28 protein-coding genes, 2 tRNA genes and 3 rRNA genes are annotated in these 23,925 nt (G+C 41.6%); 9 read left to right on the top strand and 24 right to left on the bottom strand.

The annotated features are described in order from the left end of the window. Positions 1-23 precede the first annotated feature (23 nt). From NSQ64_RS01125 to NSQ64_RS01075, 11 genes are all read right to left on the bottom strand, one after another. Complete coding sequence (locus NSQ64_RS01125) at positions 24-728, bottom strand: MBL fold metallo-hydrolase (protein ID WP_286108661.1); 705 nt, start codon at positions 726-728, stop codon at positions 24-26. Next, positions 725-1,645: a recombinase RecT gene (locus NSQ64_RS01120; RefSeq protein WP_286108660.1), complete on the bottom strand. Its 921-nt coding sequence runs from the start codon at positions 1,643-1,645 to the stop codon at positions 725-727. The genes NSQ64_RS01125 and NSQ64_RS01120 overlap by 4 nt, the downstream gene beginning before the upstream one ends. Next, positions 1,638-1,883, bottom strand: coding sequence for a hypothetical protein (locus tag NSQ64_RS01115; RefSeq protein WP_286108659.1), 246 nt, complete (start codon positions 1,881-1,883; stop codon positions 1,638-1,640). Before NSQ64_RS01115 ends, NSQ64_RS01120 begins: the two co-directional genes overlap by 8 nt. Continuing rightward, positions 1,880-3,862 carry an AAA family ATPase gene (locus tag NSQ64_RS01110; RefSeq protein WP_286108658.1) on the bottom strand — a complete coding sequence of 661 codons (1,983 nt, stop codon included), beginning with the start codon at positions 3,860-3,862 and terminating at the stop codon, positions 1,880-1,882. Before NSQ64_RS01110 ends, NSQ64_RS01115 begins: the two co-directional genes overlap by 4 nt. A 101-nt stretch (positions 3,863-3,963) precedes the next feature. After that, positions 3,964-4,182, bottom strand: coding sequence for a YqaI family protein (locus NSQ64_RS01105; RefSeq protein WP_286108657.1), 219 nt, complete (start codon positions 4,180-4,182; stop codon positions 3,964-3,966). Beyond that, a complete protein-coding gene (locus NSQ64_RS01100; protein ID WP_277687309.1) occupies positions 4,179-4,376 on the bottom strand; it encodes a hypothetical protein in 198 nt (65 codons plus the stop codon). Before NSQ64_RS01100 ends, NSQ64_RS01105 begins: the two co-directional genes overlap by 4 nt. A gap of 178 nt (positions 4,377-4,554) precedes the next feature. Further along, entirely contained in the window at positions 4,555-4,677 is a 123-nt protein-coding gene (locus tag NSQ64_RS01095; protein WP_286108656.1) for a hypothetical protein, read from the bottom strand. A gap of 54 nt (positions 4,678-4,731) precedes the next feature. Next, positions 4,732-5,001, bottom strand: coding sequence for a hypothetical protein (locus tag NSQ64_RS01090; RefSeq protein ID WP_286108655.1), 270 nt, complete (start codon positions 4,999-5,001; stop codon positions 4,732-4,734). Between the two features lie 2 nt (positions 5,002-5,003). After that, positions 5,004-5,249: a helix-turn-helix domain-containing protein gene (locus NSQ64_RS01085; RefSeq protein WP_226650616.1), complete on the bottom strand. Its 246-nt coding sequence runs from the start codon at positions 5,247-5,249 to the stop codon at positions 5,004-5,006. A gap of 103 nt (positions 5,250-5,352) precedes the next feature. Next, positions 5,353-5,556: a helix-turn-helix domain-containing protein gene (locus NSQ64_RS01080; RefSeq protein WP_286108654.1), complete on the bottom strand. Its 204-nt coding sequence runs from the start codon at positions 5,554-5,556 to the stop codon at positions 5,353-5,355. Positions 5,557-5,598: 42 nt separating this feature from the next. Beyond that, positions 5,599-5,796 (bottom strand): helix-turn-helix transcriptional regulator, encoded by a 198-nt coding sequence (locus NSQ64_RS01075; protein ID WP_148942664.1) that lies wholly within the window; start codon positions 5,794-5,796, stop codon positions 5,599-5,601. A 133-nt stretch (positions 5,797-5,929) separates the two neighbouring features. Between NSQ64_RS01075 and NSQ64_RS01070 the strand changes: the two genes are divergently transcribed. The 5 genes from NSQ64_RS01070 (at position 5,930) to NSQ64_RS01050 (ending at position 9,200) form a co-directional block, all read left to right on the top strand. Beyond that, positions 5,930-6,292 (top strand): helix-turn-helix domain-containing protein, encoded by a 363-nt coding sequence (locus tag NSQ64_RS01070; RefSeq protein WP_148942665.1) that lies wholly within the window; start codon positions 5,930-5,932, stop codon positions 6,290-6,292. Between the two features lie 57 nt (positions 6,293-6,349). Beyond that, entirely contained in the window at positions 6,350-6,964 is a 615-nt protein-coding gene (locus tag NSQ64_RS01065) for a DUF4352 domain-containing protein (protein ID WP_286108653.1), read from the top strand. Between the two features lie 98 nt (positions 6,965-7,062). Continuing rightward, on the top strand, positions 7,063-7,566 hold the full coding sequence (locus tag NSQ64_RS01060; RefSeq protein ID WP_286108652.1) for an ImmA/IrrE family metallo-endopeptidase: 504 nt from the start codon (positions 7,063-7,065) through the stop codon (positions 7,564-7,566). Positions 7,567-7,620: 54 nt separating this feature from the next. Beyond that, positions 7,621-7,944 carry a helix-turn-helix domain-containing protein gene (locus tag NSQ64_RS01055; RefSeq protein ID WP_286108651.1) on the top strand — a complete coding sequence of 108 codons (324 nt, stop codon included), beginning with the start codon at positions 7,621-7,623 and terminating at the stop codon, positions 7,942-7,944. 62 nt (positions 7,945-8,006) lie between these two features. After that, complete coding sequence (locus NSQ64_RS01050) at positions 8,007-9,200, top strand: tyrosine-type recombinase/integrase (protein WP_047946018.1); 1,194 nt, start codon at positions 8,007-8,009, stop codon at positions 9,198-9,200. A 93-nt stretch (positions 9,201-9,293) separates the two neighbouring features. Here NSQ64_RS01050 and NSQ64_RS01045 read toward each other — a convergent pair. The 5 genes from NSQ64_RS01045 to NSQ64_RS01025 form a co-directional block, all read right to left on the bottom strand. Next, positions 9,294-9,366: transfer RNA gene (locus NSQ64_RS01045), tRNA-Thr, on the bottom strand. 1 nt (position 9,367) lies between these two features. Next, a tRNA-Asn gene (locus NSQ64_RS01040) sits at positions 9,368-9,442 on the bottom strand. Between the two features lie 43 nt (positions 9,443-9,485). Beyond that, positions 9,486-9,601 (bottom strand): 5S ribosomal RNA (gene rrf, locus NSQ64_RS01035). Positions 9,602-9,662: 61 nt separating this feature from the next. Further along, positions 9,663-12,593 (bottom strand): 23S ribosomal RNA (locus NSQ64_RS01030). A gap of 181 nt (positions 12,594-12,774) precedes the next feature. Next, positions 12,775-14,323: ribosomal RNA gene (locus NSQ64_RS01025) — 16S ribosomal RNA — on the bottom strand. The 16S, 23S and 5S rRNA genes sit together here with 2 tRNA genes alongside, the layout of an rRNA operon. A 376-nt stretch (positions 14,324-14,699) precedes the next feature. On the opposite strand from NSQ64_RS01025, the gene pdaB reads away from it, so the two are divergent. Continuing rightward, positions 14,700-15,464 (top strand): polysaccharide deacetylase family sporulation protein PdaB, encoded by a 765-nt coding sequence (gene pdaB / locus NSQ64_RS01020; RefSeq protein WP_341014611.1) that lies wholly within the window; start codon positions 14,700-14,702, stop codon positions 15,462-15,464. Here the strand turns inward: pdaB and NSQ64_RS01015 are convergent. After that, positions 15,457-16,059 carry a KinB-signaling pathway activation protein gene (locus NSQ64_RS01015; RefSeq protein ID WP_282746381.1) on the bottom strand — a complete coding sequence of 201 codons (603 nt, stop codon included), beginning with the start codon at positions 16,057-16,059 and terminating at the stop codon, positions 15,457-15,459. The genes pdaB and NSQ64_RS01015 overlap by 8 nt on opposite strands. A 90-nt stretch (positions 16,060-16,149) precedes the next feature. Between NSQ64_RS01015 and gerD the strand changes: the two genes are divergently transcribed. Next, positions 16,150-16,728: a spore germination lipoprotein GerD gene (gene gerD, locus NSQ64_RS01010; protein WP_007496366.1), complete on the top strand. Its 579-nt coding sequence runs from the start codon at positions 16,150-16,152 to the stop codon at positions 16,726-16,728. Positions 16,729-16,766: 38 nt separating this feature from the next. Here the strand turns inward: gerD and NSQ64_RS01005 are convergent, their stop codons facing one another. The 3 genes from NSQ64_RS01005 to NSQ64_RS00995 form a co-directional block, all read right to left on the bottom strand. Next, positions 16,767-17,825: an Mrp/NBP35 family ATP-binding protein gene (locus NSQ64_RS01005; protein WP_341014607.1), complete on the bottom strand. Its 1,059-nt coding sequence runs from the start codon at positions 17,823-17,825 to the stop codon at positions 16,767-16,769. 103 nt (positions 17,826-17,928) lie between these two features. Further along, positions 17,929-18,642 (bottom strand): N-acetylmuramoyl-L-alanine amidase CwlD, encoded by a 714-nt coding sequence (cwlD, locus tag NSQ64_RS01000; RefSeq protein ID WP_058337237.1) that lies wholly within the window; start codon positions 18,640-18,642, stop codon positions 17,929-17,931. Between the two features lie 58 nt (positions 18,643-18,700). Further along, positions 18,701-19,144, bottom strand: coding sequence for a YbaK family protein (locus NSQ64_RS00995; protein WP_341014604.1), 444 nt, complete (start codon positions 19,142-19,144; stop codon positions 18,701-18,703). A gap of 148 nt (positions 19,145-19,292) precedes the next feature. Between NSQ64_RS00995 and NSQ64_RS00990 the strand changes: the two genes are divergently transcribed. Next, positions 19,293-19,862, top strand: coding sequence for a DUF4825 domain-containing protein (locus tag NSQ64_RS00990; RefSeq protein ID WP_341014601.1), 570 nt, complete (start codon positions 19,293-19,295; stop codon positions 19,860-19,862). 57 nt (positions 19,863-19,919) lie between these two features. Here the strand turns inward: NSQ64_RS00990 and NSQ64_RS00985 are convergent, their stop codons facing one another. The 4 genes from NSQ64_RS00985 to NSQ64_RS00970 all read right to left on the bottom strand — a co-directional run bounded on the left by NSQ64_RS00985 (position 19,920) and on the right by NSQ64_RS00970 (position 22,898). Then, a complete protein-coding gene (locus NSQ64_RS00985; RefSeq protein WP_341014600.1) occupies positions 19,920-20,918 on the bottom strand; it encodes a serine hydrolase in 999 nt (332 codons plus the stop codon). Between the two features lie 110 nt (positions 20,919-21,028). Next, positions 21,029-21,502 carry a GNAT family N-acetyltransferase gene (locus NSQ64_RS00980; protein WP_268383196.1) on the bottom strand — a complete coding sequence of 158 codons (474 nt, stop codon included), beginning with the start codon at positions 21,500-21,502 and terminating at the stop codon, positions 21,029-21,031. 36 nt (positions 21,503-21,538) lie between these two features. Beyond that, complete coding sequence (locus NSQ64_RS00975) at positions 21,539-22,285, bottom strand: amidohydrolase family protein (protein WP_268383199.1); 747 nt, start codon at positions 22,283-22,285, stop codon at positions 21,539-21,541. A gap of 97 nt (positions 22,286-22,382) precedes the next feature. Continuing rightward, entirely contained in the window at positions 22,383-22,898 is a 516-nt protein-coding gene (locus tag NSQ64_RS00970) for a GNAT family N-acetyltransferase (protein WP_159160141.1), read from the bottom strand. Positions 22,899-23,146: 248 nt separating this feature from the next. Here NSQ64_RS00970 and NSQ64_RS00965 point away from each other — a divergent pair, with 248 nt between their 5' ends. Then, positions 23,147-23,743 (top strand): restriction endonuclease, encoded by a 597-nt coding sequence (locus NSQ64_RS00965; protein WP_268383200.1) that lies wholly within the window; start codon positions 23,147-23,149, stop codon positions 23,741-23,743. Positions 23,744-23,925: the final 182 nt, after the last annotated feature.

Here is a 23,925-nt window from a genome sequence, read left to right as displayed (position 1 = left end):
ATAAGCTGTTTTAAAAAGCTCGCTCATTTCGGAACATAGACAACCTTTCCTGTTTGTTTTGCTATTTCTTGTTTGAATAACCTCTCATGACTATTAGTGTCAGATAAGTGCAATAACCATATTTCCTGCACTTTTGACAAGTCGTTTGCATCTAGGAATATCTTTAAATTCTCAAGGCTGAAATGCGACTGTATGAGCCGGTTACGCATGCTTTTGTGGATTCTCCCACTCTCAATATTTGCATTGAGAATCGCTTCAGAGTAATTGCACTCAACCATGATGTGAGTGAGTCCAGGAAACTTGTATTTGATGTAATAGGTATCAGTGGCAAAGAGAAGCTTGTCTCCATCCTCATTAGCCAATAGGAAGCCATATGGCTCTGATACGTCGTGTTGAACATCAAAGGGCATAATAAGCCACGTGCCGATCCTAAATGTCTGTCGGGCTTTTACAAGATTGATTCTGTGATGATTTTCCACTCCAAGAGCTTTTGCCGTGCCAGGAGACATATAACAATCAATTCCGGCTCTCAAAACATCCTTTATAGCCTTGCAGTGATCACCATGCTCATGAGTGATGAGACAACCAGCAAAGCTCATATCGAAATCAAAAGCACGTTGCATCTCTTTGAAAGTGATACCGCACTCCAAAAGGAGCGGGGTTTTACCATCAGTTACCCGATAGCAATTCCCCTTACTGCTTGACGAGATAGCTTTGATCTCAATCAAAATGGTGGCTCCTCATTCAGTGCAGACGGCTTTTCAACATGTTCTTTTGATGGCTCAGGTTCTTCGCGTTGCTTTAATTCAGATTGTTTTGTTTCTTGATACTGCTCTGGATCTTTTTCTGGTTCTTTGAAACCAACATCAATAATTTCTGAATTAGCATTCTCACTAATTTCTTTTTTCACTTCATCCGGAGTAACATCCACCCGCTCATTGTCATACTCATTCTCGGTTGAATTATTGATGGCTTGGACAAGCAGATCACTGTCATCGCTTGTGTTTATATACCTTTTGGCAGCACGATTAATAACTGTTCTTTTGGCCATTTCCTGCGGAAACTTATTCTGAACTGCACTTGTTTTCGATTGACTCCAAGCAGTTTCGATTTCTTTCTTTGTCATCGGAGTTAATAACTCAATGTCATCAATGGTTTTTACTACTGCATAAGCTCCAATGATGTCTTTATCTCTGTTTTCAAGCTTCGTTTCATGTTTAATGAGTTTTTCTTGCCCTCCATCAATCTCATATTCAAAGACATCCCCTTCATAAATCACGTTTGCCCATATATCCTTGACATTGGTCAAACGTTTCAGCACTGCTTGTGTGCCAAAATACGAGCGGTTCATCTGCAATTTATTCCCGTACACAATGAAATAACATTGAGTTTTTGCAGGGCTTAAACCTTGAACGACCATATCTAACAAGGAATTGGCAATAGATTCTCTGGTGCAGACTTCTAAAGCGGGCCTCCCTGATTTATCCTTCACTTCTTGAAGTTTAAAAAATGCACTCTTTAATGCATTGCTAGCATTATAGTTTGATGGCAGGACTAACCCTTCATCTTGTAATCTGCCTAGACTATTGTTCACATCATCAGTAATGTTTTTTTGCACATGTACCAATTGATTCTGATTACTCATCCGTATCCTCCTCATATATAAATCTGACCTTTTTGCCTTTATGCTCTCTTAGGAAGGTCTCTAGCATTTCAGCAAAATCCGATGGACCTTTTAAGTCTCTTTCCAAGATTGCATCTTCAGGACATTCAGAAAGCGGACGAACTTCCATGACCTGTTTACCATCAATCAGAAGTTTTTCACGTTTGCAATCTTCCCAACCTATACCTGAAAGAACTTTCACCTCTACCACTTCACTCATGCGATCACCTCACAATCTACAGTCAGCAAGTTGTCATCAGTTTCAACTCGCAGCTGCTTGTCTGGTTTGGAAACTATCAAGCTGATAACTTGTGCATTGACTTCTATCAGATCAGTAACCGCCTCGCTGTTATCAACGAAGATCGGCGCAGAAATACCATAATGCTCATTTAACGTATTAATAATGTCTAAACCGACATTAATACGCGCCGCATTGTTTAGGCCTTTAGAGTAAGGTACGCCTTCATAAAGCGTTTCACAGGTTTCTGTTAAGCCGCCGTTGACTTGCTCTTCAAAGAGCTTGAAGCGGGCAAATTTGAATTTGCTGTTTATCCGTTCTTCCATAAGGTTCATTTTGGTTCTGATAAACTCTTCAATCAGGTATGACTCTTTCTCGATCTCATTGTAGTCATCAGCCATTTTACGTTCTTCTTCCTTTAGCTCCTCAATTCGGTTGAGGGCTTTTTGAGCTTGATCGATGCGAGAAAGATCATTGCGGATCAAGGTCATTTCCTGCTGTTTTTCCTTGATCTGTTCATTAATGGCTTGAACAGTTCCACTTGTCTCCTGCTCATCAGACTGGATCTCTTTATTGATCTCCTCAATCTCCTCGATCTTGGCTAGATAAATTGGATTGTTGGAGAGCGGAGCAATGGACGCTTCAGCTTGTTCCATATTTTCTTTCAGTTTTTCTAAATTTGAAGCCTTAAATTTCTCTTCCAAATTCAACTTTTGAATTTGCTCATCAACTTCATACAGCTCATTTTGCTTATTGTCATATTCAATTCCTAATTGCTTTCCCTTATCGGCTATGCGCTCAAGGGAGGCGCTTTTTTGTAAATTGAATTTTTCAATAGCAGCTTGAATTTTTTCTTCCGGCAATGCTTGTCCACATGTTGGACAATCTGTTTGATGATCCTCAAACGATTCTTCGTACTTTTTAGACCATTCTTCTCGTAACTCCAAACGTTCTTTATCAATTTGAGATAGAAAAGATGTTAAGTGCTCTTTCTTCGTGATCAAGTTAATGAGATCATTTTGGGTTTGAGTAAGACTGTTTTTCGCTAAGTAGTAGGCTTCTTTTTTCTCATTCACTACCTGAAATCTTTTTGAGTCATACTCATTCATAATTTGTTGCAGATCGCCTTCGAGCTGAAGCATACGCTTCTTACGATCTGCACCTGCATCCGCTCTGATAGAGCTGGCTTCCTTCTCCAGATCATCTATTGATGCCTGAAGCGCTTTTAAGTCTTCTTTCAATTGCTCCTGGTTAAGAGTAGATACATCCTCAATAGAACGATTGATTTCATCGATTCTGACAGGATATTGCTCCAGGAGTTTAGTGATCTTTTTACGTTTTTCAGCAAGGATGCGCTTTTGTTCATCAAGACTTCTTTCATCTAAGATCGATTGAAGTTTTGATAATGAACTGGCTTGCTTAATAACGTCATCATCTGTCACAGCTCCGCCAATTTCCATCAGTACGTTTAGGCGATCCTGCCACTTCATTTGTTCGTTGAAATAAGAAGGAGAAGTTATCAGCTTGAAAATGTCCTCTGAGATAATGTCATTGACCTTCTCAACAAACTCTTTTTTCTTAACTGGCACGTCATTGACGTAGTAGTCAGTGGTATGGCCAGAAAAGACTTGTTTTGCTGATCCCCGTTTCTTGGTCCATTTCTCTGAATAGACCTTTTTCAATTCGATAGGCTTTCCATCGATTAAGAGTACAGCCGATACCTCATGATCCACGCCACTTACTGCTTTGTTATCCTTTGAGAGCGTCTTGATCTCAAAGTCTTTTTTGTTTTGACTGTCTTTATCAAAGAGCAGCCACATAAAAGCATCAAATAAAGTTGTTTTGCCTGTAGCGTTATCACCATAGACCTTTGCACTTTCTCCACCTGTTTCAAGGGTGAATGATTTAACACCCTTGAAGTTTGATAGATGGAGTTCTGACAACCTGATATTTTTGGTCATGAACAAGCCTCCATTGATTTACAGTGCCAACCTGCTATAATAGGGGTTGACACTTTTATTTTCTTTTTTTGTAATTGGTTCACTTGTGGGAGTGAACCTTTTTATTTTGCATTCACAAAGGTAAAATCGAGTTGTTCCTTCAGATAGCGGTTCAAATTGTCTAAGAGAATCATTTCTCCAACATTCTCATCAATGACGTATTCATCACTGGAGAAAATCTCATCCCCGAAGTAGTCAGTTCCTACAACATCAACCACTTCAATTCCTTTTGGATAACCAGTAGCATTTATTTGCGTGATCATTGGATGTTCAATGTTCATGCTATTACCCCTACCTTTCTTCGGATCGCATCGGCTTTGAGCTTTTTGAATTCCTCAAAAGCCTCTTGATTAGGGAAATAGAAGTGCGGATTTCCATTGTTGTCCATGAGAATGGAGCCATTTACTTTAGATAGTCTTACTTGATCGCCAGTGTGATCACTGAATGGTTGTATAACCGCTTTTTCAAAAAACATAATCTTCGTCCTCCTATGATTTATTGATGCTTATTCGCATCGTCCGACTGCGGATGGTGCATGATTTGAGGGGATGGGGTGTGTGCGCATTGTCCATCCGCAAGCCGGACGACAAGAATAATACTTGTCGTGCTCTTTAAAGAGCGATATAATAAATTCGATCATTTCGATATTCGATTTAAGCAGTGAGTGTAGGAGCTTGCTGCTTTTTTCTTTGTCCTAAACCTAGTTGAGACTTTAAACGGGTTTCAGTTTGAAAATTAGAGATCTTCACAGCCTCGTCATCACGTAACTTACACATTTCCTTTACTTCCTTAGCCTTCATCAACTTGCTTGCAGTGAACATGTATTTCATTTAAATCAATCCTTTCAATTTGTTTTTTAATGTTTTTGGATATTCAACAGGCGTGATTTTAGCGGCTGCCTTCAACAATTTCACCGTTGATTGTTTTTCATATTGCTGAATTTGTTTTAATGATTTTGCAATATCTTTGTGAGCTGCTAATGCCGTATCTATATCCGCATGCTCTAATGCTTTCATTAATCTTTTTTGCAGTTGTTCAATACAGATCATTTCAGCTGTTATCCCTTCATGATCAATGCTCTTGAAAATCGCTTTTCTCATCTTCATCCTCCGAATAGGGCCATGATGGCCGTTATTTGCTGTGTGACTGCCAGTGGATCAATGCCGCATAATGTAGCAATCATTGCTTCTTTAGCGTTTGTGGCTTCCATCCACCGTACATATGTAGGTACATCAAGCACCTTCTGATCATTTTCGATCTTTGATATGCAGCTGCGAGAGCGGCTAAGCATTTCCGCTAACTTCTCTTGGGAAATGCCTGCCTGCACTCGGGCTTTACGAAGCACCACACCCAACTTCACAACCTCCCCACCCCCTTTCAATGTTCCTATCTGGAACATGTTCTAATTAAGAACAGGAAATCACCAAAAGATGTTGTACCCTATGAAGTGATTAGGCTTCTTCCTCATTAATTGGTTGAACACTTTCATTGATTTGCTTGTTGATCCACTCATTCAGTGAATCAACCCGAAAGTAAATTTTCTTTCCTACTCGGAAGTGAGGAAGTTGTTTGTTTCTACATCTGATATATACTGTTTCCTTATGAATCCCTAAGAACTCAGCTGCTTCAGATGGTGTTATTACGGTTCTTTGCATTTTGTCTACCTCCTAACTAAAATAAGACGATTCGTGAAGTTATCAATCAAAAAAAATTTCTTGTACTGTCTTGTTATAAAAGGCAGCAATCTTAATTTTTATTTCATCTCTTGGAGTCCTGTTTCCTGATTCATACATAGCCAAAGCACTCTCACTAATTCCAATAGCAGTAGCTATAATTGCTCTAGGCCTCTTGTTTCTGAGGTGTAATAATTTTTCGCCAATAAGCTTTTTATTCAACTTGAATACCTCCTTTACATATCGTGTTGTTGTACTTTTATATTAAAATGCACGAAACGTAAAGTCAAGACATTTCGTGAAGTTTATGCAAAAAAGTCACGAAACGTGATATTATTTCTTTTAGGTGATGAATATGAAATTTGGAGATCGTTTGCGTATTTTAAGGAAGAACAAAAAGCTCTCCCAAGAAAAATTGGGTAGTGTTTTTGGTCTTGCCGAAAGTACCATCAGTATGTATGAACGAAACAATAGAGAGCCAGATTATGCTACTCTGGTAAAATTCGCTGAATTTTTTAATGTTTCTATTGATTACTTACTAACAGGTAAAGATTATAGCCATAAAGCTGAACAATTACTTAAAAGTGGAGAAGCTGCCACAGCTGCTAGTGATGGTAATACAGATATAGAAAAGAGAATCGAAAGAATTGAAAGAGCACTCAGACTTCAGGAAGGTCGAAAACCAGGAGATACACAAAAAGAATTCGACGGTGATTAATGCAGGGCTCTTTAATTAATATTTGATACATGTATTTCAATAAAAGGGGTCATTACATTGAAAAGAATTATCTTTGTCTTACTTAATGTTTTATTAGCAATTGTTTTAACAGCTTGTAATTCACAAGGTTCTAATGTGGATGAAAAGAGTGAAAAACAGAAGTCTAGTGATTCATCACCAAAGAAAGAAGATAAAAAAGAAGCGGATGGAACAAGAACAGCTCCTATGCCTCTTCAAGAACCAATATATTTTAATGATTATATAAACACTCCAGATAACGAATACACCGCTGAATTAAAAATGAGTATTGAAAAGGTTATCCGAGGAGATAAAGCATATGAAAAGTTATATAAAAGAAACAGTACAGTTTCAACACCTAAAAAAGGATTTGAATGGGCACTTGTGAAAGTCAAAGTGAAGATGACAGATTCTGAAACAGACGATGAACCTCTACTATTCAGTCCAGTTCTTAACTTTGACTTTTTTAGTAGTGATGGTTCTCCTTATCCAGAGGAAATTGGTACTGTTGTACCAAAAGAATTTAAAGGAGAAGTATATAATGGCGGTTCACTGGAAGGTTATATTGTAAATCAAATAAAAAAAGATGATGATTTTTTAATAGCTTATAAAAGTATTTCCACAACAGGAAAACTTTTTTTTAAAACTCAATAACTGGCCCTTTTTTGGGGCTTTTCTTTTCAGCCTAAAACAGAACATACGTTTCTTAAAAATTCAGTTGAGTTCTAATTCTTGGAAAGGAGACAAGTGTTTTGAAATACACTAATAGTCACTTGGAAGATTGGATTGAGTCATTCCTTATCAATATAGGTATTACTGAACCTGCACAAATGGATCGATATAGGATTGCTAATAGTCTTGATATTTGGATTTATTATGTAAACGACAAAAGTCATTATGTAGAGATTAATAAGTTATATAGTATCTTTCTAAATAAAAACTTAACAAAAGAAGAACAATGGCAAGATTTTGCTCATGAGCTCTGCCATATTGTAAGGCTATCTAGTAAATATACAGATTTTCATTTAACCAAAACATTATGGAACATGTTTCAGGAGAAACAAGCAAATTATTTTGCATATCATTTTTGTATTCCAACTTTTATGTTAAGGCGAATAGACATATCCTCTGATCCTAAGAGTGCTATTTTTCAACTTTCTAGAATATTTAAGGTAACTCCAGAATTCGCAAAACATCGTTTAAATCTTTACTACCAAAAAAAATTCTCGCAAATGAGATATGTCGTAAATGGCTAGTAAGAAGAAGTGATCCGGATTACATACATCTGTTAAGGTGGTGAGACGTTTTTTATGATGTCTTTTGGTGGCAGATTGAAAATGGCCCGTATAAAAAAACAATATACCCAAAGTGATATGGCACGTTTTTTGGGTATCACAGCTCAAGGTTATGGAAAATATGAAATTGGAAAATCTGAACCTGATATAGCTACTCTGATTAGAATCAGCAATTTATTAGATGTATCTATAGATTATCTTGCCAAAGGTGCTGAAGCAGATCACATTGAGTATCTGTTAAAAGACCCAGTGGCATTATTGACTAGCCGAGTCAACAATATAACGAGAGAAGAAGCTAAAATGCTTCTCAATTGGGTGATAGAACAAGATTTGAAATGAACTTAGTAAGCATTTCCTTTGAATTTAAATTTAATAGAAAATAAATAAGGAGCCTATAGATTATGCCTAGTATCGAAAAAAGAGGAGAAAAGTCATTCCGTCTTATTTTAGAAGTAGGAACAAAAGGAAATAGAAAAAAAGAATACAAACCTATCAAGGTTGAAGATCCTAAAATACTAAAGTCAAAAAGAAAGCTAAGTGCATACTTAGAAGATGAATGGTATAAATTCAAAAGGGAGTATGAGGCAGGTGCCTATATAAAACCTGAAAAAAGAACTTTTAAAATGTTTCTCACTGATTGGGAAGAAAAATATGCTGTTAAGTCATTAGATGAGGGAACACTTGAAACTTACGACTATATAGTTAACAAGGAAATTCTTGAATACTTTGGGGAAATGGAGCTTGAGAAGGTTCAACCAATTCATATTCTCAACTTTCTTGATGATTACACTAAGAAAAATCCAGATGCATCAAGTTCTAGCGTCCACTCTCGTTATAGAATTTTAAGAGATATTTTTGGCAAAGCTGCTGATTGGCGTTTGATAAATGAAAATCCTGTGGCAGCTGTGAAGCGACCAAAAGTAACATATAAAGAGTACGACATATACACCGAGGAAGAAATCAAAGACCTTTTTAAATTATTGGATGAGGAAGCATCTTTATTCCACCGAGTAGCCATCAAATTTGCTCTTACCGGTGGTTTCAGACGCGGTGAACTAATTGCAATTGATGAAAGTGATCTCTCATTTGAAACGAATGAAGTACGTATTGATGAGAGCCTACAATATACTAAAAAGTATGGATACCGCTTTAAAGAGCCTAAATCTAAATCAAATCGCACCGTCTCATTGCCAGCGGAAGTAATGAAAGAAGCAGCGATCTTATTAAGAGAAGTAAAGAAGAACAGATTGATGTTAGGCGAGTTGTGGGAAGGTTGTCCAGGAGATAAAGATAAGCTTTTACTATTTGGTGGTGATCGCGGCAAACCGCTTTATCCTACTTCTTTAAATACATGGTGGGATCGATTTGCAAAAAGGCACGATATTAAGAGAATTCGTTTGCATGATATGCGCCATACTCATGCAACTATGTTAATAAATCAAATCGGCAAAATACCTGGGTTTAATATCAAATCGGTCTCTCAGCGTATGGGACATGCAAATGTTAAAACAACTCTTGATACTTACACACATGCGGTCAGAGAAGCAGACACCTTGGTGGCGGATGCTATATCAAACTTATTGCAAATTCGATAATGCGTCCCCATTGCGTCCCCAAGCAATTAAAAAAGACATAAAAAAAAGCCTTCTCATCATCGAGAAACCTTGTCAGAACAATATTTAGAGGAAAGCTTCCAAGCGGGCTCGAACCGCTGACCTCTTCCTTACCATGGAAGTGCTCTACCTACTGAGCTATGGAAGCATGGCTCCGCAGGTAGGACTCGAACCTACGACCGATCGGTTAACAGCCGATAGCTCTACCACTGAGCTACTGCGGAATGGATAAAGTAACTTCTTCCATTGGAAGGATATAAACAAAAAGCTTGGCGGCGTCCTACTCTCACAGGGGGAAACCCCCAACTACCATCGGCGCTGAAGAGCTTAACTTCCGTGTTCGGTATGGGAACGGGTGTGACCTCTTCGCTATCGCCACCAAACCTGATGGAGAGAATGTTCTCTCAAAACTAGATAACAATGTTCATTTTTCACATTAGAATATAGGTTAAGTCCTCGATCTATTAGTATCTGTCAGCTCCACGTGTCACCACGCTTCCACCTCAGACCTATCAACCTGATCATCTTTCAGGGATCTTACTTCCTTGCGGAATGGGAAATCTCATCTTGAGGGGGGCTTCATGCTTAGATGCTTTCAGCACTTATCCCGTCCGCACATAGCTACCCAGCGATGCCCTTGGCAGAACAACTGGTACACCAGCGGTGCGTCCATCCCGGTCCTCTCGTACTAAGGACAGCTCCTCTCAAATTTCCTGCGCCCGCGACGGATAGGGACCGAACTGTCTCACGACGTTCTGAACCCAGCTCGCGTACCGCTTTAATGGGCGAACAGCCCAACCCTTGGGACCGACTACAGCCCCAGGATGCGATGAGCCGACATCGAGGTGCCAAACCTCCCCGTCGATGTGGACTCTTGGGGGAGATAAGCCTGTTATCCCCGGGGTAGCTTTTATCCGTTGAGCGATGGCCCTTCCATGCGGAACCACCGGATCACTAAGCCCGACTTTCGTCCCTGCTCGACTTGTAGGTCTCGCAGTCAAGCTCCCTTGTGCCTTTACACTCTGCGAATGATTTCCAACCATTCTGAGGGAACCTTTGGGCGCCTCCGTTACATTTTAGGAGGCGACCGCCCCAGTCAAACTGCCCACCTGACACTGTCTCCCTGCCCGATAAGGGCAGCGGGTTAGAAGGTCAATACAGCCAGGGTAGTATCCCACCGATGCCTCCACCGAAGCTAGCGCTCCGGTTTCCAAGGCTCCTACCTATCCTGTACAAGCTGTACCAACATTCAATATCAGGCTGCAGTAAAGCTCCACGGGGTCTTTCCGTCCTGTCGCGGGTAACCTGCATCTTCACAGGTACTATAATTTCACCGAGTCTCTCGTTGAGACAGTGCCCAGATCGTTGCGCCTTTCGTGCGGGTCGGAACTTACCCGACAAGGAATTTCGCTACCTTAGGACCGTTATAGTTACGGCCGCCGTTTACTGGGGCTTCAATTCGCACCTTCGCTTACGCTAAGCGCTCCTCTTAACCTTCCAGCACCGGGCAGGCGTCAGCCCCTATACTTCGCCTTACGGCTTCGCAGAGACCTGTGTTTTTGCTAAACAGTCGCCTGGGCCTATTCACTGCGGCTTCTCGGGGCTTTAACACCCTAAGAAGCACCCCTTCTCCCGAAGTTACGGGGTCATTTTGCCGAGTTCCTTAACGAGAGTTCTCTCGATCACCTTAGGATTCTCTCCTCGCCTACCTGTGTCGGTTTGCGGTACGGGCACCTCTCACCTCGCTAGAGGCTTTTCTTGGCAGTGTGGAATCAGGAACTTCGCTACTAAATTTCGCTCGCCATCACAGCTCAGCCTTCACGGGAAACGGATTTGCCTATTTCCCAGCCTAACTGCTTGGACGCGGATATCCAATACCGCGCTTACCCTATCCTCCTGCGTCCCCCCATTGCTCAAATGGTGAGGAGGTGGTACAGGAATATCAACCTGTTGTCCATCGCCTACGCCTTTCGGCCTCGGCTTAGGTCCCGACTAACCCTGAGCGGACGAGCCTTCCTCAGGAAACCTTAGGCATTCGGTGGACGGGATTCTCACCCGTCTTTCGCTACTCATACCGGCATTCTCACTTCTAAGCGCTCCACCAGTCCTTCCGGTCTGACTTCACTGCACTTAGAACGCTCTCCTACCACTGTTCGTAAGAACAGTCCGCAGCTTCGGTGATACGTTTAGCCCCGGTACATTTTCGGCGCAGAGTCACTCGACCAGTGAGCTATTACGCACTCTTTAAATGGTGGCTGCTTCTAAGCCAACATCCTGGTTGTCTAAGCAACTCCACATCCTTTTCCACTTAACGTATACTTTGGGACCTTAGCTGGCGGTCTGGGCTGTTTCCCTTTCGACTACGGATCTTATCACTCGCAGTCTGACTCCCAAGGATAAGTCATCGGCATTCGGAGTTTGACTGAATTCGGTAACCCGGTAGGGGCCCCTAGTCCAATCAGTGCTCTACCTCCGAGACTCTTACCTTGAGGCTAGCCCTAAAGCTATTTCGGAGAGAACCAGCTATCTCCAGGTTCGATTGGCATTTCACCCCTACCCACACCTCATCCCCGCACTTTTCAACGTGCGTGGGTTCGGGCCTCCATTCAGTGTTACCTGAACTTCACCCTGGACATGGGTAGATCACCTGGTTTCGGGTCTACGACCACGTACTCATGCGCCCTATTCAGACTCGCTTTCGCTGCGGCTCCGCATCTTCTGCTTAACCTTGCACGGGATCGTAACTCGCCGGTTCATTCTACAAAAGGCACGCCATCACCCGTTAACGGGCTCTGACTACTTGTAGGCACACGGTTTCAGGATCTATTTCACTCCCCTTCCGGGGTGCTTTTCACCTTTCCCTCACGGTACTGGTTCACTATCGGTCACTAGGGAGTATTTAGCCTTGGGAGATGGTCCTCCCGGATTCCGACGGAATTTCACGTGTTCCGCCGTACTCAGGATCCACTCTGGAGAGAACAACATTTCAGTTACAGGGCTGTTACCTTCTTTGGCGGGCCTTTCCAGACCTCTTCGCTTATATCGTTCCTTTGTAACTCCGTATAGAGTGTCCTACAACCCCAAGAGGCAAGCCTCTTGGTTTGGGCTGTTCCCGTTTCGCTCGCCGCTACTCAGGGAATCGCATTTGCTTTCTCTTCCTCCGGGTACTTAGATGTTTCAGTTCCCCGGGTATGCCTTCTCATACTCTATGTATTCAAGTATGGATACTACTCCATTACGAGCAGTGGGTTTCCCCATTCGGAAATCTCCGGATCAAAGCTTGCTTACAGCTCCCCGAAGCATATCGGTGTTCGTCCCGTCCTTCATCGGCTCCTAGTGCCAAGGCATCCACCGTGCGCCCTTTCTAACTTAACCATTTCTTACTTTAGAAAGAATCACTATGTGTGATGAACTTTGCATTGCATTCAATGTGAATGTATTACTTATTGTTATCTAGTTTTCAAAGAACAATCCTGTCTCGCTAGAGACATGTTTGAAGGAATGATCCTTCAAAACTAAACAAGACGAAAACGCACACTGCTCCATATATCCTTAGAAAGGAGGTGATCCAGCCGCACCTTCCGATACGGCTACCTTGTTACGACTTCACCCCAATCATCTGCCCCACCTTCGGCGGCTGGCTCCATAAAGGTTACCTCACCGACTTCGGGTGTTGCAAACTCTCGTGGTGTGACGGGCGGTGTGTACAAGGCCCGGGAACGTATTCACCGCGGCATGCTGATCCGCGATTACTAGCGATTCCAGCTTCACGCAGTCGAGTTGCAGACTGCGATCCGAACTGAGAACAGATTTGTGGGATTGGCTAAACCTTGCGGTCTCGCAGCCCTTTGTTCTGTCCATTGTAGCACGTGTGTAGCCCAGGTCATAAGGGGCATGATGATTTGACGTCATCCCCACCTTCCTCCGGTTTGTCACCGGCAGTCACCTTAGAGTGCCCAACTGAATGCTGGCAACTAAGATCAAGGGTTGCGCTCGTTGCGGGACTTAACCCAACATCTCACGACACGAGCTGACGACAACCATGCACCACCTGTCACTCTGTCCCCGAAGGGAAAGCCCTATCTCTAGGGTTGTCAGAGGATGTCAAGACCTGGTAAGGTTCTTCGCGTTGCTTCGAATTAAACCACATGCTCCACCGCTTGTGCGGGCCCCCGTCAATTCCTTTGAGTTTCAGTCTTGCGACCGTACTCCCCAGGCGGAGTGCTTAATGCGTTAGCTGCAGCACTAAGGGGCGGAAACCCCCTAACACTTAGCACTCATCGTTTACGGCGTGGACTACCAGGGTATCTAATCCTGTTCGCTCCCCACGCTTTCGCTCCTCAGCGTCAGTTACAGACCAGAGAGTCGCCTTCGCCACTGGTGTTCCTCCACATCTCTACGCATTTCACCGCTACACGTGGAATTCCACTCTCCTCTTCTGCACTCAAGTTTCCCAGTTTCCAATGACCCTCCCCGGTTGAGCCGGGGGCTTTCACATCAGACTTAAGAAACCGCCTGCGAGCCCTTTACGCCCAATAATTCCGGACAACGCTTGCCACCTACGTATTACCGCGGCTGCTGGCACGTAGTTAGCCGTGGCTTTCTGGTTAGGTACCGTCAAGGTGCAAGCAGTTACTCTTGCACTTGTTCTTCCCTAACAACAGAGCTTTACGATCCGAAAACCTTCATCACTCACGCGGCGTTGCTCCGTCAGACTTTCGTCCATTGCGGAAGATTCCCTACTGCTGCCTCCCGTAGGAGTCTGGGCCGTGTCTCAGTCCCAGTGTGGCCGATCACCCTCTCAGGTCGGCTACGCATCGTCGCCTTGGTGAGCCGTTACCTCACCAACTAGCTAATGCGCCGCGGGTCCATCTGTAAGTGACAGCCGAAACCGTCTTTCATCCTTGAACCATGCGGTTCAAGGAACTATCCGGTATTAGCTCCGGTTTCCCGGAGTTATCCCAGTCTTACAGGCAGGTTACCCACGTGTTACTCACCCGTCCGCCGCTAACATCCGGGAGCAAGCTCCCTTCTGTCCGCTCGACTTGCATGTATTAGGCACGCCGCCAGCGTTCGTCCTGAGCCAGGATCAAACTCTCCGAAAAAGTACAAAACCGAAGTTTTGTTTTTCGTCAGCGTTTGACTGACTACCTATGATGTATCATAGGATTTTTTATAAAAACTCGAATTAACAGGTACGTTTTGTCTTGTTTAGTTTTCAAAGATCATCTTCGCCGTTCTTAGCGGCTTTAATAATATAACATTTAGCTTCATCTTATGTCAACAACTTTTTTCAAGTTTATTTCCCGAAGCGTTTGTGTTTGTCACTGTGTGTCAGCGACGATTAATAATATATCACGAAAACATTCTGTTGGTCAACGCCTTTTCATAACTTTTTTTAAAATAGTTTTATCGTGCATGTTAAACCCTTGTCCTGCATACAATCAAGTAACAATCTTGGACAAGGCAGGAGTGTTTGAATTGAGTCGATTATATGTGTTGCCTATTAAACGGCTGAAGCAAGTAGTCATTATTCTTGTAGCAGCCCTTGCAGCTGCAACCTTTTTTTATGTACAAAAGGCACCGCCGCTGTCGGTATTTAAAACAGAACAAGGACCCCGAGCAATTTATAAAGGAGAGACCTCATCAAAACACGCATCCCTTACGTTTAATATTGGCTGGGGAGACGAGAAGGCTGTTCCTATTTTAAATGTCCTCCGAGAGTACGATATAAAGAACGCCACTTTCTTTCTGTCTGCTTCTTGGGCTGAGCGTCACCCGGATATTGTGAAAAGGATTAAAGAAGACGGCCATCAAATCGGCAGCCTTGGCTATGCATATAAAAATTATAGCCAGCTTGAAGATAACGAAATTAAGCGAGATCTTGTCCGTGCACAAAATACATTCCAAAAGCTTGGACTGGAAGACATTCAATTATTAAGACCGCCAACTGGGCAATTTAATGAAACGGTATTGAAAATTGCAACACAGTATGGCTATACCGTTGTCCATTACAGCATCAATTCTCAAGATTGGCTGAACCCGGGCGTCGACCAGATTGTTCATAATGTAAATGATCGAATGAAAAGCGGAGACATCATTCTCCTTCACGCCTCAGATTCAGCCACCCAAACCGCTCAAGCCTTACCAGCCATTTTAAAACACTTAAAAGACAAGAATTTAAGAAACGTCACGGTTGGCGAGCTTATCTCTAATACAAAAACAAAGTCAACTGAGGTTAAATAGCTTTTGCTTTTGAAAACCGCGGCATAGCTAATAACTGAAACGCATTACAACCTAATAGCGGGAATAGCATTAAATACAGCCAGTCCTCTTCATTGACTCTAAGCGCCGGAAACCATTCTAACGACGTGATCACGACCATGAGAAACATTGCAGAAATAAATGTTTTCTTAGAGGACTGCTGCTGTTTAAAATAAGACACGATCAATGCAAACACACCGATAAAAACAGGCAGCCACAAGTATGGAAGAAATGATTCATTCTCCCCGAAAAACAAAAACCGCAAATAAGCTAAATCAAACAGCACGAAAATCACAAGAAATAACTGAATGGTATTCCATAAAGAATGCGACCTGAAAATCTCCAGCGCAAACCGGTGCACTGTCAAAAAGACAACAAACCCCATCTGACTGATTACACTAAAGATCATCCCCACACCAATAAACCAAAATAACACAGACGCAATCTCTAAAATCTCAAACGATACAAACAGCTTCTGATATTTCCCCCACTCCAGCGCAAAACCTACCACGCTTGTAATGACCGCTCCAACCGCCAGCACAGAGAAGAAAAAACGAACTAAATCCCGACTTTTCATTGAAATGACCCAACCCCTATTTTTGTTATGTATAAATTCATGTGAAACATTCATATTAAAAGTAAGACATGTAACGAAAGGAGCCACAGTATGTCAAAAGGCATCTTGCGTATAATGAGCTGTTTTCTTCTTTTATCTCTAACAGCTTGTGCTCCCAAAACCCAATCCTCATCTAATATGGACTATGACGAAACGAAAAAAATGGTCGTCGATATTTTGAAAACAGATGACGGTAAAAAGGCCATTCAACAGTTATTAAATGACGAGGCAATGAATGAAGCTTTGGTAATGGATGAACAAACTGTGAAAAAAACAATAGAGAAAACACTGACTTCTGATAAAGGCAAAGAGTTCTGGAAGAAGGTCTTTGAGGATTCTAAATTTGCCGAGACTTTCGCAAAATCCATGCAGCAACAGCATGAAAAGATGTTAAAACAATTGATGAAGGACCCTGACTATCAACAAATGATGATGGATATTCTCAAGGATCCTGAAATGGAAAAGAAATACGGTGAACTGGTCAAAAGCAAAGAGTTCCGAAAGCACTTAGAAAAAGTCATCACAGAAACATTGAGCAGCCCTCTCTATAAGAAGAAGTTCGAAGATGAGCTAAAAAAAGCAGTCTCTGAAAGCAGCAATGATTCCGGTTCACAAGGAAGCGGCAGTTAAACATCACCCGAGTGGCACAAGGTCCACTCGGGCTTTCATTATGCTTTCACTGTTAATTGTTCTATGACTTTATTGGCAATGTGTTGATACACTTCCCCTGTCGGATGACTCGCATCATAGACAGAAGGTGCAAAATCGTCCTCATTCCAATCAGGCTGTCTTAAAGGGATTTGACCAAGAACTGATACACGCAGCTCCTCCGCCAGCTTGTCCCCGCCGCCCTTTCCAAAGACATATTCCTTCTCACCTGTTTTTTTGCTTTCATAGTAACTCATATTCTCAACGACCCCTAGCACCTCGTGATCTGTTTGCAGTGCCATTGCGCCTGCTCTAGCAGCAACGAAAGCCGCTGTTGGATGCGGTGTCGTCACAATGATTTCTTTACAGCTCGGAAGCATCGTATGAATATCAAGTGCCACATCACCTGTTCCAGGCGGAAGGTCTAATAGTAAGTAATCTAATTCTCCCCACTCTACTTCGTGGAAGAAGTTATTTAGCATTTTACCAAGCATCGGTCCTCTCCAAATGACCGGTGCGTTTTCTTCAACAAAAAAGCCCATTGAAATCACTTTGACGCCAAAGCGTTCCACAGGAATAATTTTTTCCCCTTTAACTGTCGGTCTGAAGGTGATTCCCATCATATCCGGTACGCTAAAGCCGTAAATATCAGCATCGATCAGTCCCACTTTTTTCCCTAGACGAGCCAGTGCCACAGCCAGGTTAACGGAAACAGTTGATTTCCCAACTCCTCCTTTTCCACTCGCAATCGCTAAGAACACAGGTGGATTTTTAGAGTTGAGCAAATTTTCTTCCTCATCCTGTGACGGCATAAACTTTTCAAGCGTTTCTTGAGGCAGTTCTTCAAAACGAAGTCCTACAGTGTTCGCGCCGGCTGCTTTTAAAGCTTGTACGATGTCTTGCTGCAGCTTCATCTGCTCAGCAGTGCCTGTTTTGGCAATCGCCACTTTTAAGCTCACATGCTCTTTTTCAGGCTTTAGGCTGATTTCCTTGATGGCATCCAGCTCACCAAGCGGTATATGAAGGAAAGGTTCGTCCATCTTCCCAACTAGTTTTCTCACATCATCTTGTCCGATCATAGCAGAACCTCACCCTTTATTGAATTCGTTTACAATCCAAGTATATCATACATATCCTTACAATGTCTGTCCTCTTTGCCTGCGATAAACAGGAAAAAGCCCCTTATTCAGGCGGCTCTTTTTGCTCTGTTAAATATCTTAAAATGCCTTTATAAATCGAAGCAGCAATTTGATCCTGATATTTAGGAGTCGCCAGCTGACCAGCCTCTTTTGGATTCGATAAAAATCCGATTTCGACAAGCGCTCCTGGCTTCGTGACATTTTGCATTAAATAAATCCCGTTGATTCGCTTCGCCTTGCGATCTGTGTTTTCAAGGTTGTTTCGCAATTCATCTTGAATGAACTTCGCTGCTTTTTCATTCTCTTCATACTTTCCGTAAAAGAACGTCTGTGCTCCGCTCCATTTGTTCGATGGAATCGCATTTAAATGAATGCTTAAATAGAGATCCGCTTCAGATTCATTGATGACTTTCACACGGTTTCTCAAATCCTCCGCTTTCTTTCGGGCATAACCCTTTGTATTCTTTGATGATAAATCAGTGTCATCCTCCCGGGTCATGAGAACAAGCGCTCCCTGCTCCTGCAAATAGTCTCTTATCTTCATGGACACATCCAGTGCAATCTCTTTTTCGAGCAACTCGCCGCCAACAGCACCACCATCTGGACCGCCGTGACCCGGATCTAAATAGATGATCTTGCCGCTCAAAGGCAAGTTCCACGATTTCCACGAATCATCATTTAGAAACTGAAATCTGAATAAGAATAAGAGGACAATAAACCCGATTAAAAACCCTGTCCATTTCAGCTTTCTTTTCATCCCTGTCCCTCCCATACACCATTATTTTATAGATATGGGACAAGGGCTGGAAATATGCTTAGTGCAGGCGAAGCTTATGCCTTTTTTCTGATTCCCGAAAGCCTTCCTGCCACCACTTACTTAAAAATTCCTTCGCAAATGGATACAGACACGACATCTTACGCTCCATTCGGAACATATTCCCCCACGATTGCAAACACCCTGCTAGCTCCTCAACCAGCTCATCTTCTTCATGAACTGACCGCTTTTTTATATCATCGAATGATTCACCATACTTACTAGCCTCACCGTATCTCCCACCTGCTAAAAAAGCCTCAATGGCGAAATCAATACAGCCATCACTCATAATCCCAGCTGGATCATCTGCAAATGGGAACAGCTTCCTCGTGAATTTCTCGGAAGCGACCGTCACCTGTTGAAGAGACAATGTACGCAACAGTTTCTTTTCAAGCGTGACATCTCGTTTTGTTTTCAATTGATAAAATGAAAGAACTTCTGCCATGGACTGAACTCCTTTTTTCTTTGTATTGTTCGTTGGTTTGAACAAAACATGCAGTTCAGTAAATGGAAATGATGAAATAAGTGGTTTAAATGGGATCTTGTGATAAAATGGGTTTTTATATAGAAAGAATGATAAAGGGGCAAAATAAATGAAAAAGTGGATGTATATCCTACTACTAATGACAGCCATTCTATCCGCTTGCAGTAGTCAAGCCAGCGAGAAAGAGAGTGACATCAAAGGAATAGAAGACATTTCTTTAAAACAGCTTTCTAAGCACAAAAATTCTTATATTGGAGACAACGGAGCAGTCGGCGCTATTTTATCAGATCTTCCAGGTAACGTGATTCGCGAGTATGAAATCGTAGATGAAAAAGCGCTAAAAGTGACATACGGCGTGAAAGAAAATACCAATGATACAGAAGAACAATTTGATTCATTTTGGTTTGATAAGAAGAATACCATTGAAAAAAACTACTTATATAATGCATTGGCACTTTTTATTCTTATCGATAATGTGGAGCAAGTGACACTCAAGATGAACGCTAAAGACGAGCCATCCGTCACGTTTAAAAGAAAACAGCTAGAAAAAAAGCTGCCTCACTCTTTTAAAGTGTACAAAGACGATACAGCGCTTTGGCAAAAGGAACTGGTTGATGGAGTTGTGAAGTCAAAAGATAAACGTCAAGATGTATACAAAACGTTTCCCATCAAGAAATAATAAAAACAGAGGGGCGTCACCCTCTGTTTTTTGATAATTATCTCTGTTTTTTGATAATTATGTAGTAAAAGCTTGAATCAATCGTTGTCGAAAGTTTTGATCTGCTACTACGGTAAGTATAAATTCATCGAACACTTCCCCCATCCAGTGAAAATTCTCCGCTTTCAGGCCATTGATGAATAGAGAAATCGATATAGTTGATGTATCCGTTTTTCGATATAAGGCAGCAGTGACAACAAACAACGTCGATCCCCCTTTATACCAAATATATTGATCTGTTTCCGTCTTCAATGTTTCTCCCAGCACAATTTGGCTAAAAAGACGCTTTTCTTCTGTTGTTAACAGCTCATCCTGTAGACGTTTCATAAAATGTGCATATTGATTCGTTGTAGACCTTGTCATCTTTTGCGTCAGTAAAGATTGAATACGCAAGCTTAACAAGTTCTTTTTCATCAATTTTTCTTCTAACGCCTTTTTATGCTCCGGGTCATTTTTCATGATATGAAAAATCTCAATCATCAGAGATTTGTATTGTTCATCAGTTACATCGCTTATTTGCTTTAATGCATCCTGCTCATGATCAGATACATAGGCTGGCCACAACACCTTGGGTGTCAGTGGCATGAGTTCATCATGTTCTGTAAGACCTGCTTGTTTCATCTGATTATTGATCTTCTCTAAGCCCAGCAGGTCAATCAAATAATCAGTACAAGCATTCGAACTGAATTGCATCATCCCTTTGGCCACAGCTAATAAAGTTGCATGCTCAGAAAAATCATTGACCTCCAGCCAGTATGTGTGAGCACCGCCATCGGTTCTATCAATATAAAACCGCTCTATATCAGACAATGTCACTTTTTCATCTAACTTGATTTCATCGCTGGATACAGCTTTAACAAAATGAAACAAAACCATTAATTTCATCGTACTTGCAAGTGGTGTTTTTTGATCACCATTCCAATCTAATACCACATCTTCATTTTCAATAATTGTTACTGCTACGTCCTTTTTGTTTTTCGTGACAAATGCCAAAAGATCCTCTTTTGTTTTCTTCAAATGTTTCTCCTTTCCAAACCACTATAGATTCTCGTCTCCAATATAACAAATATTTGAAACAAAGGCACAAAAAAGCAAAGAGCAGTGAATACCTTTGCTTCTTGGTGTGTTTATTTACGAAGAAGATGCAGTTTCATTCCATCATGCGCAGCTTCAAATCCCAACTTTTCGTAAAGACGGCGTGCTTCTGGCCTCTGTTTGTCAGTTGTCAGTTGAATCATATGACACCCGCGGTCACTTGAGCGTTGAATAGCCCGTTTGATCAACAATGTGCCAATTCCTCTTCCTCTATGAGTCGAGGCTGTACGAACTCCTTCTATTGAAGCTCTCCATCCTCCTTGATACGTTAGAAATGGAGTCATTGTTAATTGGAGAACACCGACTACCTCTTCCCGATCACAAGCGACGATTAGTTCAATATTGGGATCCGCTTCGATCAAATGAAAGGCATTGAGGTAGCTTTCTAATAATGGACGAGTGTAGCGTTCTCTCTTTTGGCCTAATTTGTCATCTGAAAGCATCAAAACGATGTTGTCGAGGTCTCCTTGGACGGCTTCTCTAAACGTCAATTGATTCAGATTCAATGAACACACCTCCTATCACGGAATGGAAGCCTTTATTCATTTGCCAAAATACCAATTGATAGCGTTCTCATATAAAATTTTATCCGCCGCTTCCTCATCAAACATCTGTTGAATCAATTCAACATCACCGTATTCAAATGGCCGTTTCGCCCTTGTAGAGGGAAGATCTGTACCAAACATCAGTGCATCAGGATTCGTTTGATAAATAGACGTCAATGCATGTTCGACCTTTAAATCAACACGCCCAAAGCCAGTCGCTTTCACACGAACCCCTTTATCAACCAGCTTGAGCAAATGCGGCAAACCTTCTTCCGATAAGCCTAAATGATCAATCGAAACGGCCGGCAGCTGTTCAAGCGTTGATGAGATGTCAGGGAGATGCTTAGCGTCTATGTAAATCTCACTATGCCACCCAGCCAGCTCATACACCCTTCTCGCAAAATAGTCGAGCTTTGAAATATCCTCCGAACCGCCCCGCTTCACATTAAAACGTAAAGCCTTTACCCCTTGTTGATTCAATTGAACAATCTCATCATCATTTGCTGTAAAAGGTAATTGAGTCACACCGCAAAAAGCCGGTCCCATTTCATCTAGTGATTTCAACAAATAGCCTTGATCAAAGCCCTGAAATGACCCTGATACAATCGCTCCACCTACAATCCCTAAATCAGCCGTCTCTCTCCTATAATCATTCACCACATAACTCGGCGGTGTATATCCTTGGTTTTCTTGAATCGGAAAATCAAAATCAATGATATGAAAATGTGCATCAAAGATCCTCATGCCCGCGCCCCTCTTCTACTTATTTGACCTGATTATATCAATAGAGAAAGCCAAGGGATATTTGGAATGACGAATTACTTCATATCATGAAAACTTATCAAGTTTTCCATTCCTCTCGTAAGATGGCATAATAAAACTCATCCCACCACTCATTTCCTTGTGGTATACATTTTTTAAAATAGCCCTCTCTCCTCATCCCCATTTTCTCCATCACTCTCCATGACGGCACATTTTCAGGCTGACAAGTGGCAATGATTCGATGTAAATTCATTGTGTGAAAACCATGATGTAGGACAGCAAAAGCCGCTTCAGAAGCAAAGCCTTTGTTTTGATATGCAGAATTGAAGACCCAGCCAATTTCATATGTGTGCTCACCAAAGTAAGGATGAAACACGATATGCCCAATGCATGTATGATCTTCTTTTAATAGAACAGCAAAATTCTTGCCCATCTTAAGACGATTATTTTTGACAAATTCCTGCGCCTCTTCTTTAGAAAAAACACCTTCTGGCATATACTTCATCACCACCGGATCAGATGTATATGCATAGACATCCTGCCAATCATCCTCAATAAACGGTCGAATGAGACATCTTTCTGTTGTTAGATTCATATGACACCCTCCATCTTTTAAACAGAAAACTTCTATACTCATATTTTATACGTATTCAAGAGAAAGATGCTAGTCATGGTCTATCCACTTACTAAAGCACCAGCAAATGCTAATGCTTTTTGTAATATGGTTTGTCTATAACAAACCTTTGTAAAACATCCACAATAAATCTTTATTGACACATGTGACGAATATGTGTTTAAATATGTTCATCACATGTGATAACAAATTTAACAGGAGTGATATATATGAATAAACATTATTGGCTATTAAGACCCTTACCACATGGCACAGATCACCTTGAAAATTTTTTAAAAAATGATTTTATTGCAGTGGGCTATCCTGTAGGTGAAGATTTATCTAACTTTAGTTTTAACGATATGCGTACCATTTTAAGTAAGAATGATATGGAAGAAGGAATCGGTAATCTACATTCTTTAGTAAAGGGAATGAAAGTTGGAGACGTAGTAGTCGTTCCTTCTACAAATAAAAAGGATATCTATTTTGCAGAGGTTGAATCAGACTATATCTACGACAAAACTGTCGATAAAAACATAGAAGGGTTAGGCTACCCTCATCAACGTAAAGTAAAGTGGCTGTTAAATAAACAATCCATTCTCCGCTCAGACTTACCTGACGAGTTAAGAGGCTCACTAAGATATCCGGGAGCTGTTGCTGATTTAACTAAACATGCCCATTTAATCGAACAACTAATCAATGGGACAATTACAGAAGCCACAGCACTAGAAGCGAATGCCATTGGGGTTATTAAAGAATTATTAAATAGCGAAGATCATTCAATTCGCTTAAAAGCTGCTGAACTGATTTTAAAGTTTAAGCTCTAAAACCTCCTTCATTACTTGCAGCTAAAATCGCCCCATTCAATTGAATGGGGCGATTTGTTACCCCCACTTTCATATGGGGAAATTAATCAACTTCATCTTTTATACTCTAAAATCTTTAAATACTTATTAAAATTTTAATCGTTAACATTTCTTGATATCCCTCCAATAATAAACCATCTAAA

This window comes from Bacillus sp. FSL W8-0183 (assembly GCF_038006825.1).
Lineage (GTDB): Bacteria > Bacillota > Bacilli > Bacillales > Bacillaceae > Bacillus > Bacillus altitudinis.
The sequence above is the reverse complement of the archived record's forward strand: the minus strand, read 5'-3'. Positions and strand labels throughout refer to the sequence as shown.

What these genes read in the sequence shown, in the direction of transcription:
- NSQ64_RS01120 (WP_286108660.1), bottom strand. Translation starts at nt 1,645, where the DNA reads ATGAGTAATCAGAATCAATTGGTACATGTGCAAAAAAACATTACTGAT.
- NSQ64_RS01115 (WP_286108659.1), bottom strand. Translation starts at nt 1,883, where the DNA reads ATGAGTGAAGTGGTAGAGGTGAAAGTTCTTTCAGGTATAGGTTGGGAA.
- NSQ64_RS01110 (WP_286108658.1), bottom strand. Translation starts at nt 3,862, where the DNA reads ATGACCAAAAATATCAGGTTGTCAGAACTCCATCTATCAAACTTCAAG.
- NSQ64_RS01105 (WP_286108657.1), bottom strand. Translation starts at nt 4,182, where the DNA reads ATGAACATTGAACATCCAATGATCACGCAAATAAATGCTACTGGTTAT.
- NSQ64_RS01100 (WP_277687309.1), bottom strand. Translation starts at nt 4,376, where the DNA reads ATGTTTTTTGAAAAAGCGGTTATACAACCATTCAGTGATCACACTGGC.
- NSQ64_RS01095 (WP_286108656.1), bottom strand. Translation starts at nt 4,677, where the DNA reads ATGTGTAAGTTACGTGATGACGAGGCTGTGAAGATCTCTAATTTTCAA.
- NSQ64_RS01090 (WP_286108655.1), bottom strand. Translation starts at nt 5,001, where the DNA reads ATGAGAAAAGCGATTTTCAAGAGCATTGATCATGAAGGGATAACAGCT.
- NSQ64_RS01080 (WP_286108654.1), bottom strand. Translation starts at nt 5,556, where the DNA reads ATGCAAAGAACCGTAATAACACCATCTGAAGCAGCTGAGTTCTTAGGG.
- NSQ64_RS01070 (WP_148942665.1), top strand. Translation starts at nt 5,930, where the DNA reads ATGAAATTTGGAGATCGTTTGCGTATTTTAAGGAAGAACAAAAAGCTC.
- NSQ64_RS01055 (WP_286108651.1), top strand. Translation starts at nt 7,621, where the DNA reads ATGATGTCTTTTGGTGGCAGATTGAAAATGGCCCGTATAAAAAAACAA.
- NSQ64_RS01050 (WP_047946018.1), top strand. Translation starts at nt 8,007, where the DNA reads ATGCCTAGTATCGAAAAAAGAGGAGAAAAGTCATTCCGTCTTATTTTA.
- NSQ64_RS01015 (WP_282746381.1), bottom strand. Translation starts at nt 16,059, where the DNA reads ATGAAAAGTCGGGATTTAGTTCGTTTTTTCTTCTCTGTGCTGGCGGTT.
- gerD (WP_007496366.1), top strand. Translation starts at nt 16,150, where the DNA reads ATGTCAAAAGGCATCTTGCGTATAATGAGCTGTTTTCTTCTTTTATCT.
- NSQ64_RS01005 (WP_341014607.1), bottom strand. Translation starts at nt 17,825, where the DNA reads ATGATCGGACAAGATGATGTGAGAAAACTAGTTGGGAAGATGGACGAA.
- cwlD (WP_058337237.1), bottom strand. Translation starts at nt 18,642, where the DNA reads ATGAAAAGAAAGCTGAAATGGACAGGGTTTTTAATCGGGTTTATTGTC.
- NSQ64_RS00995 (WP_341014604.1), bottom strand. Translation starts at nt 19,144, where the DNA reads ATGGCAGAAGTTCTTTCATTTTATCAATTGAAAACAAAACGAGATGTC.
- NSQ64_RS00990 (WP_341014601.1), top strand. Translation starts at nt 19,293, where the DNA reads ATGAAAAAGTGGATGTATATCCTACTACTAATGACAGCCATTCTATCC.
- NSQ64_RS00975 (WP_268383199.1), bottom strand. Translation starts at nt 22,285, where the DNA reads ATGAGGATCTTTGATGCACATTTTCATATCATTGATTTTGATTTTCCG.
- NSQ64_RS00970 (WP_159160141.1), bottom strand. Translation starts at nt 22,898, where the DNA reads ATGAATCTAACAACAGAAAGATGTCTCATTCGACCGTTTATTGAGGAT.
- NSQ64_RS00965 (WP_268383200.1), top strand. Translation starts at nt 23,147, where the DNA reads ATGAATAAACATTATTGGCTATTAAGACCCTTACCACATGGCACAGAT.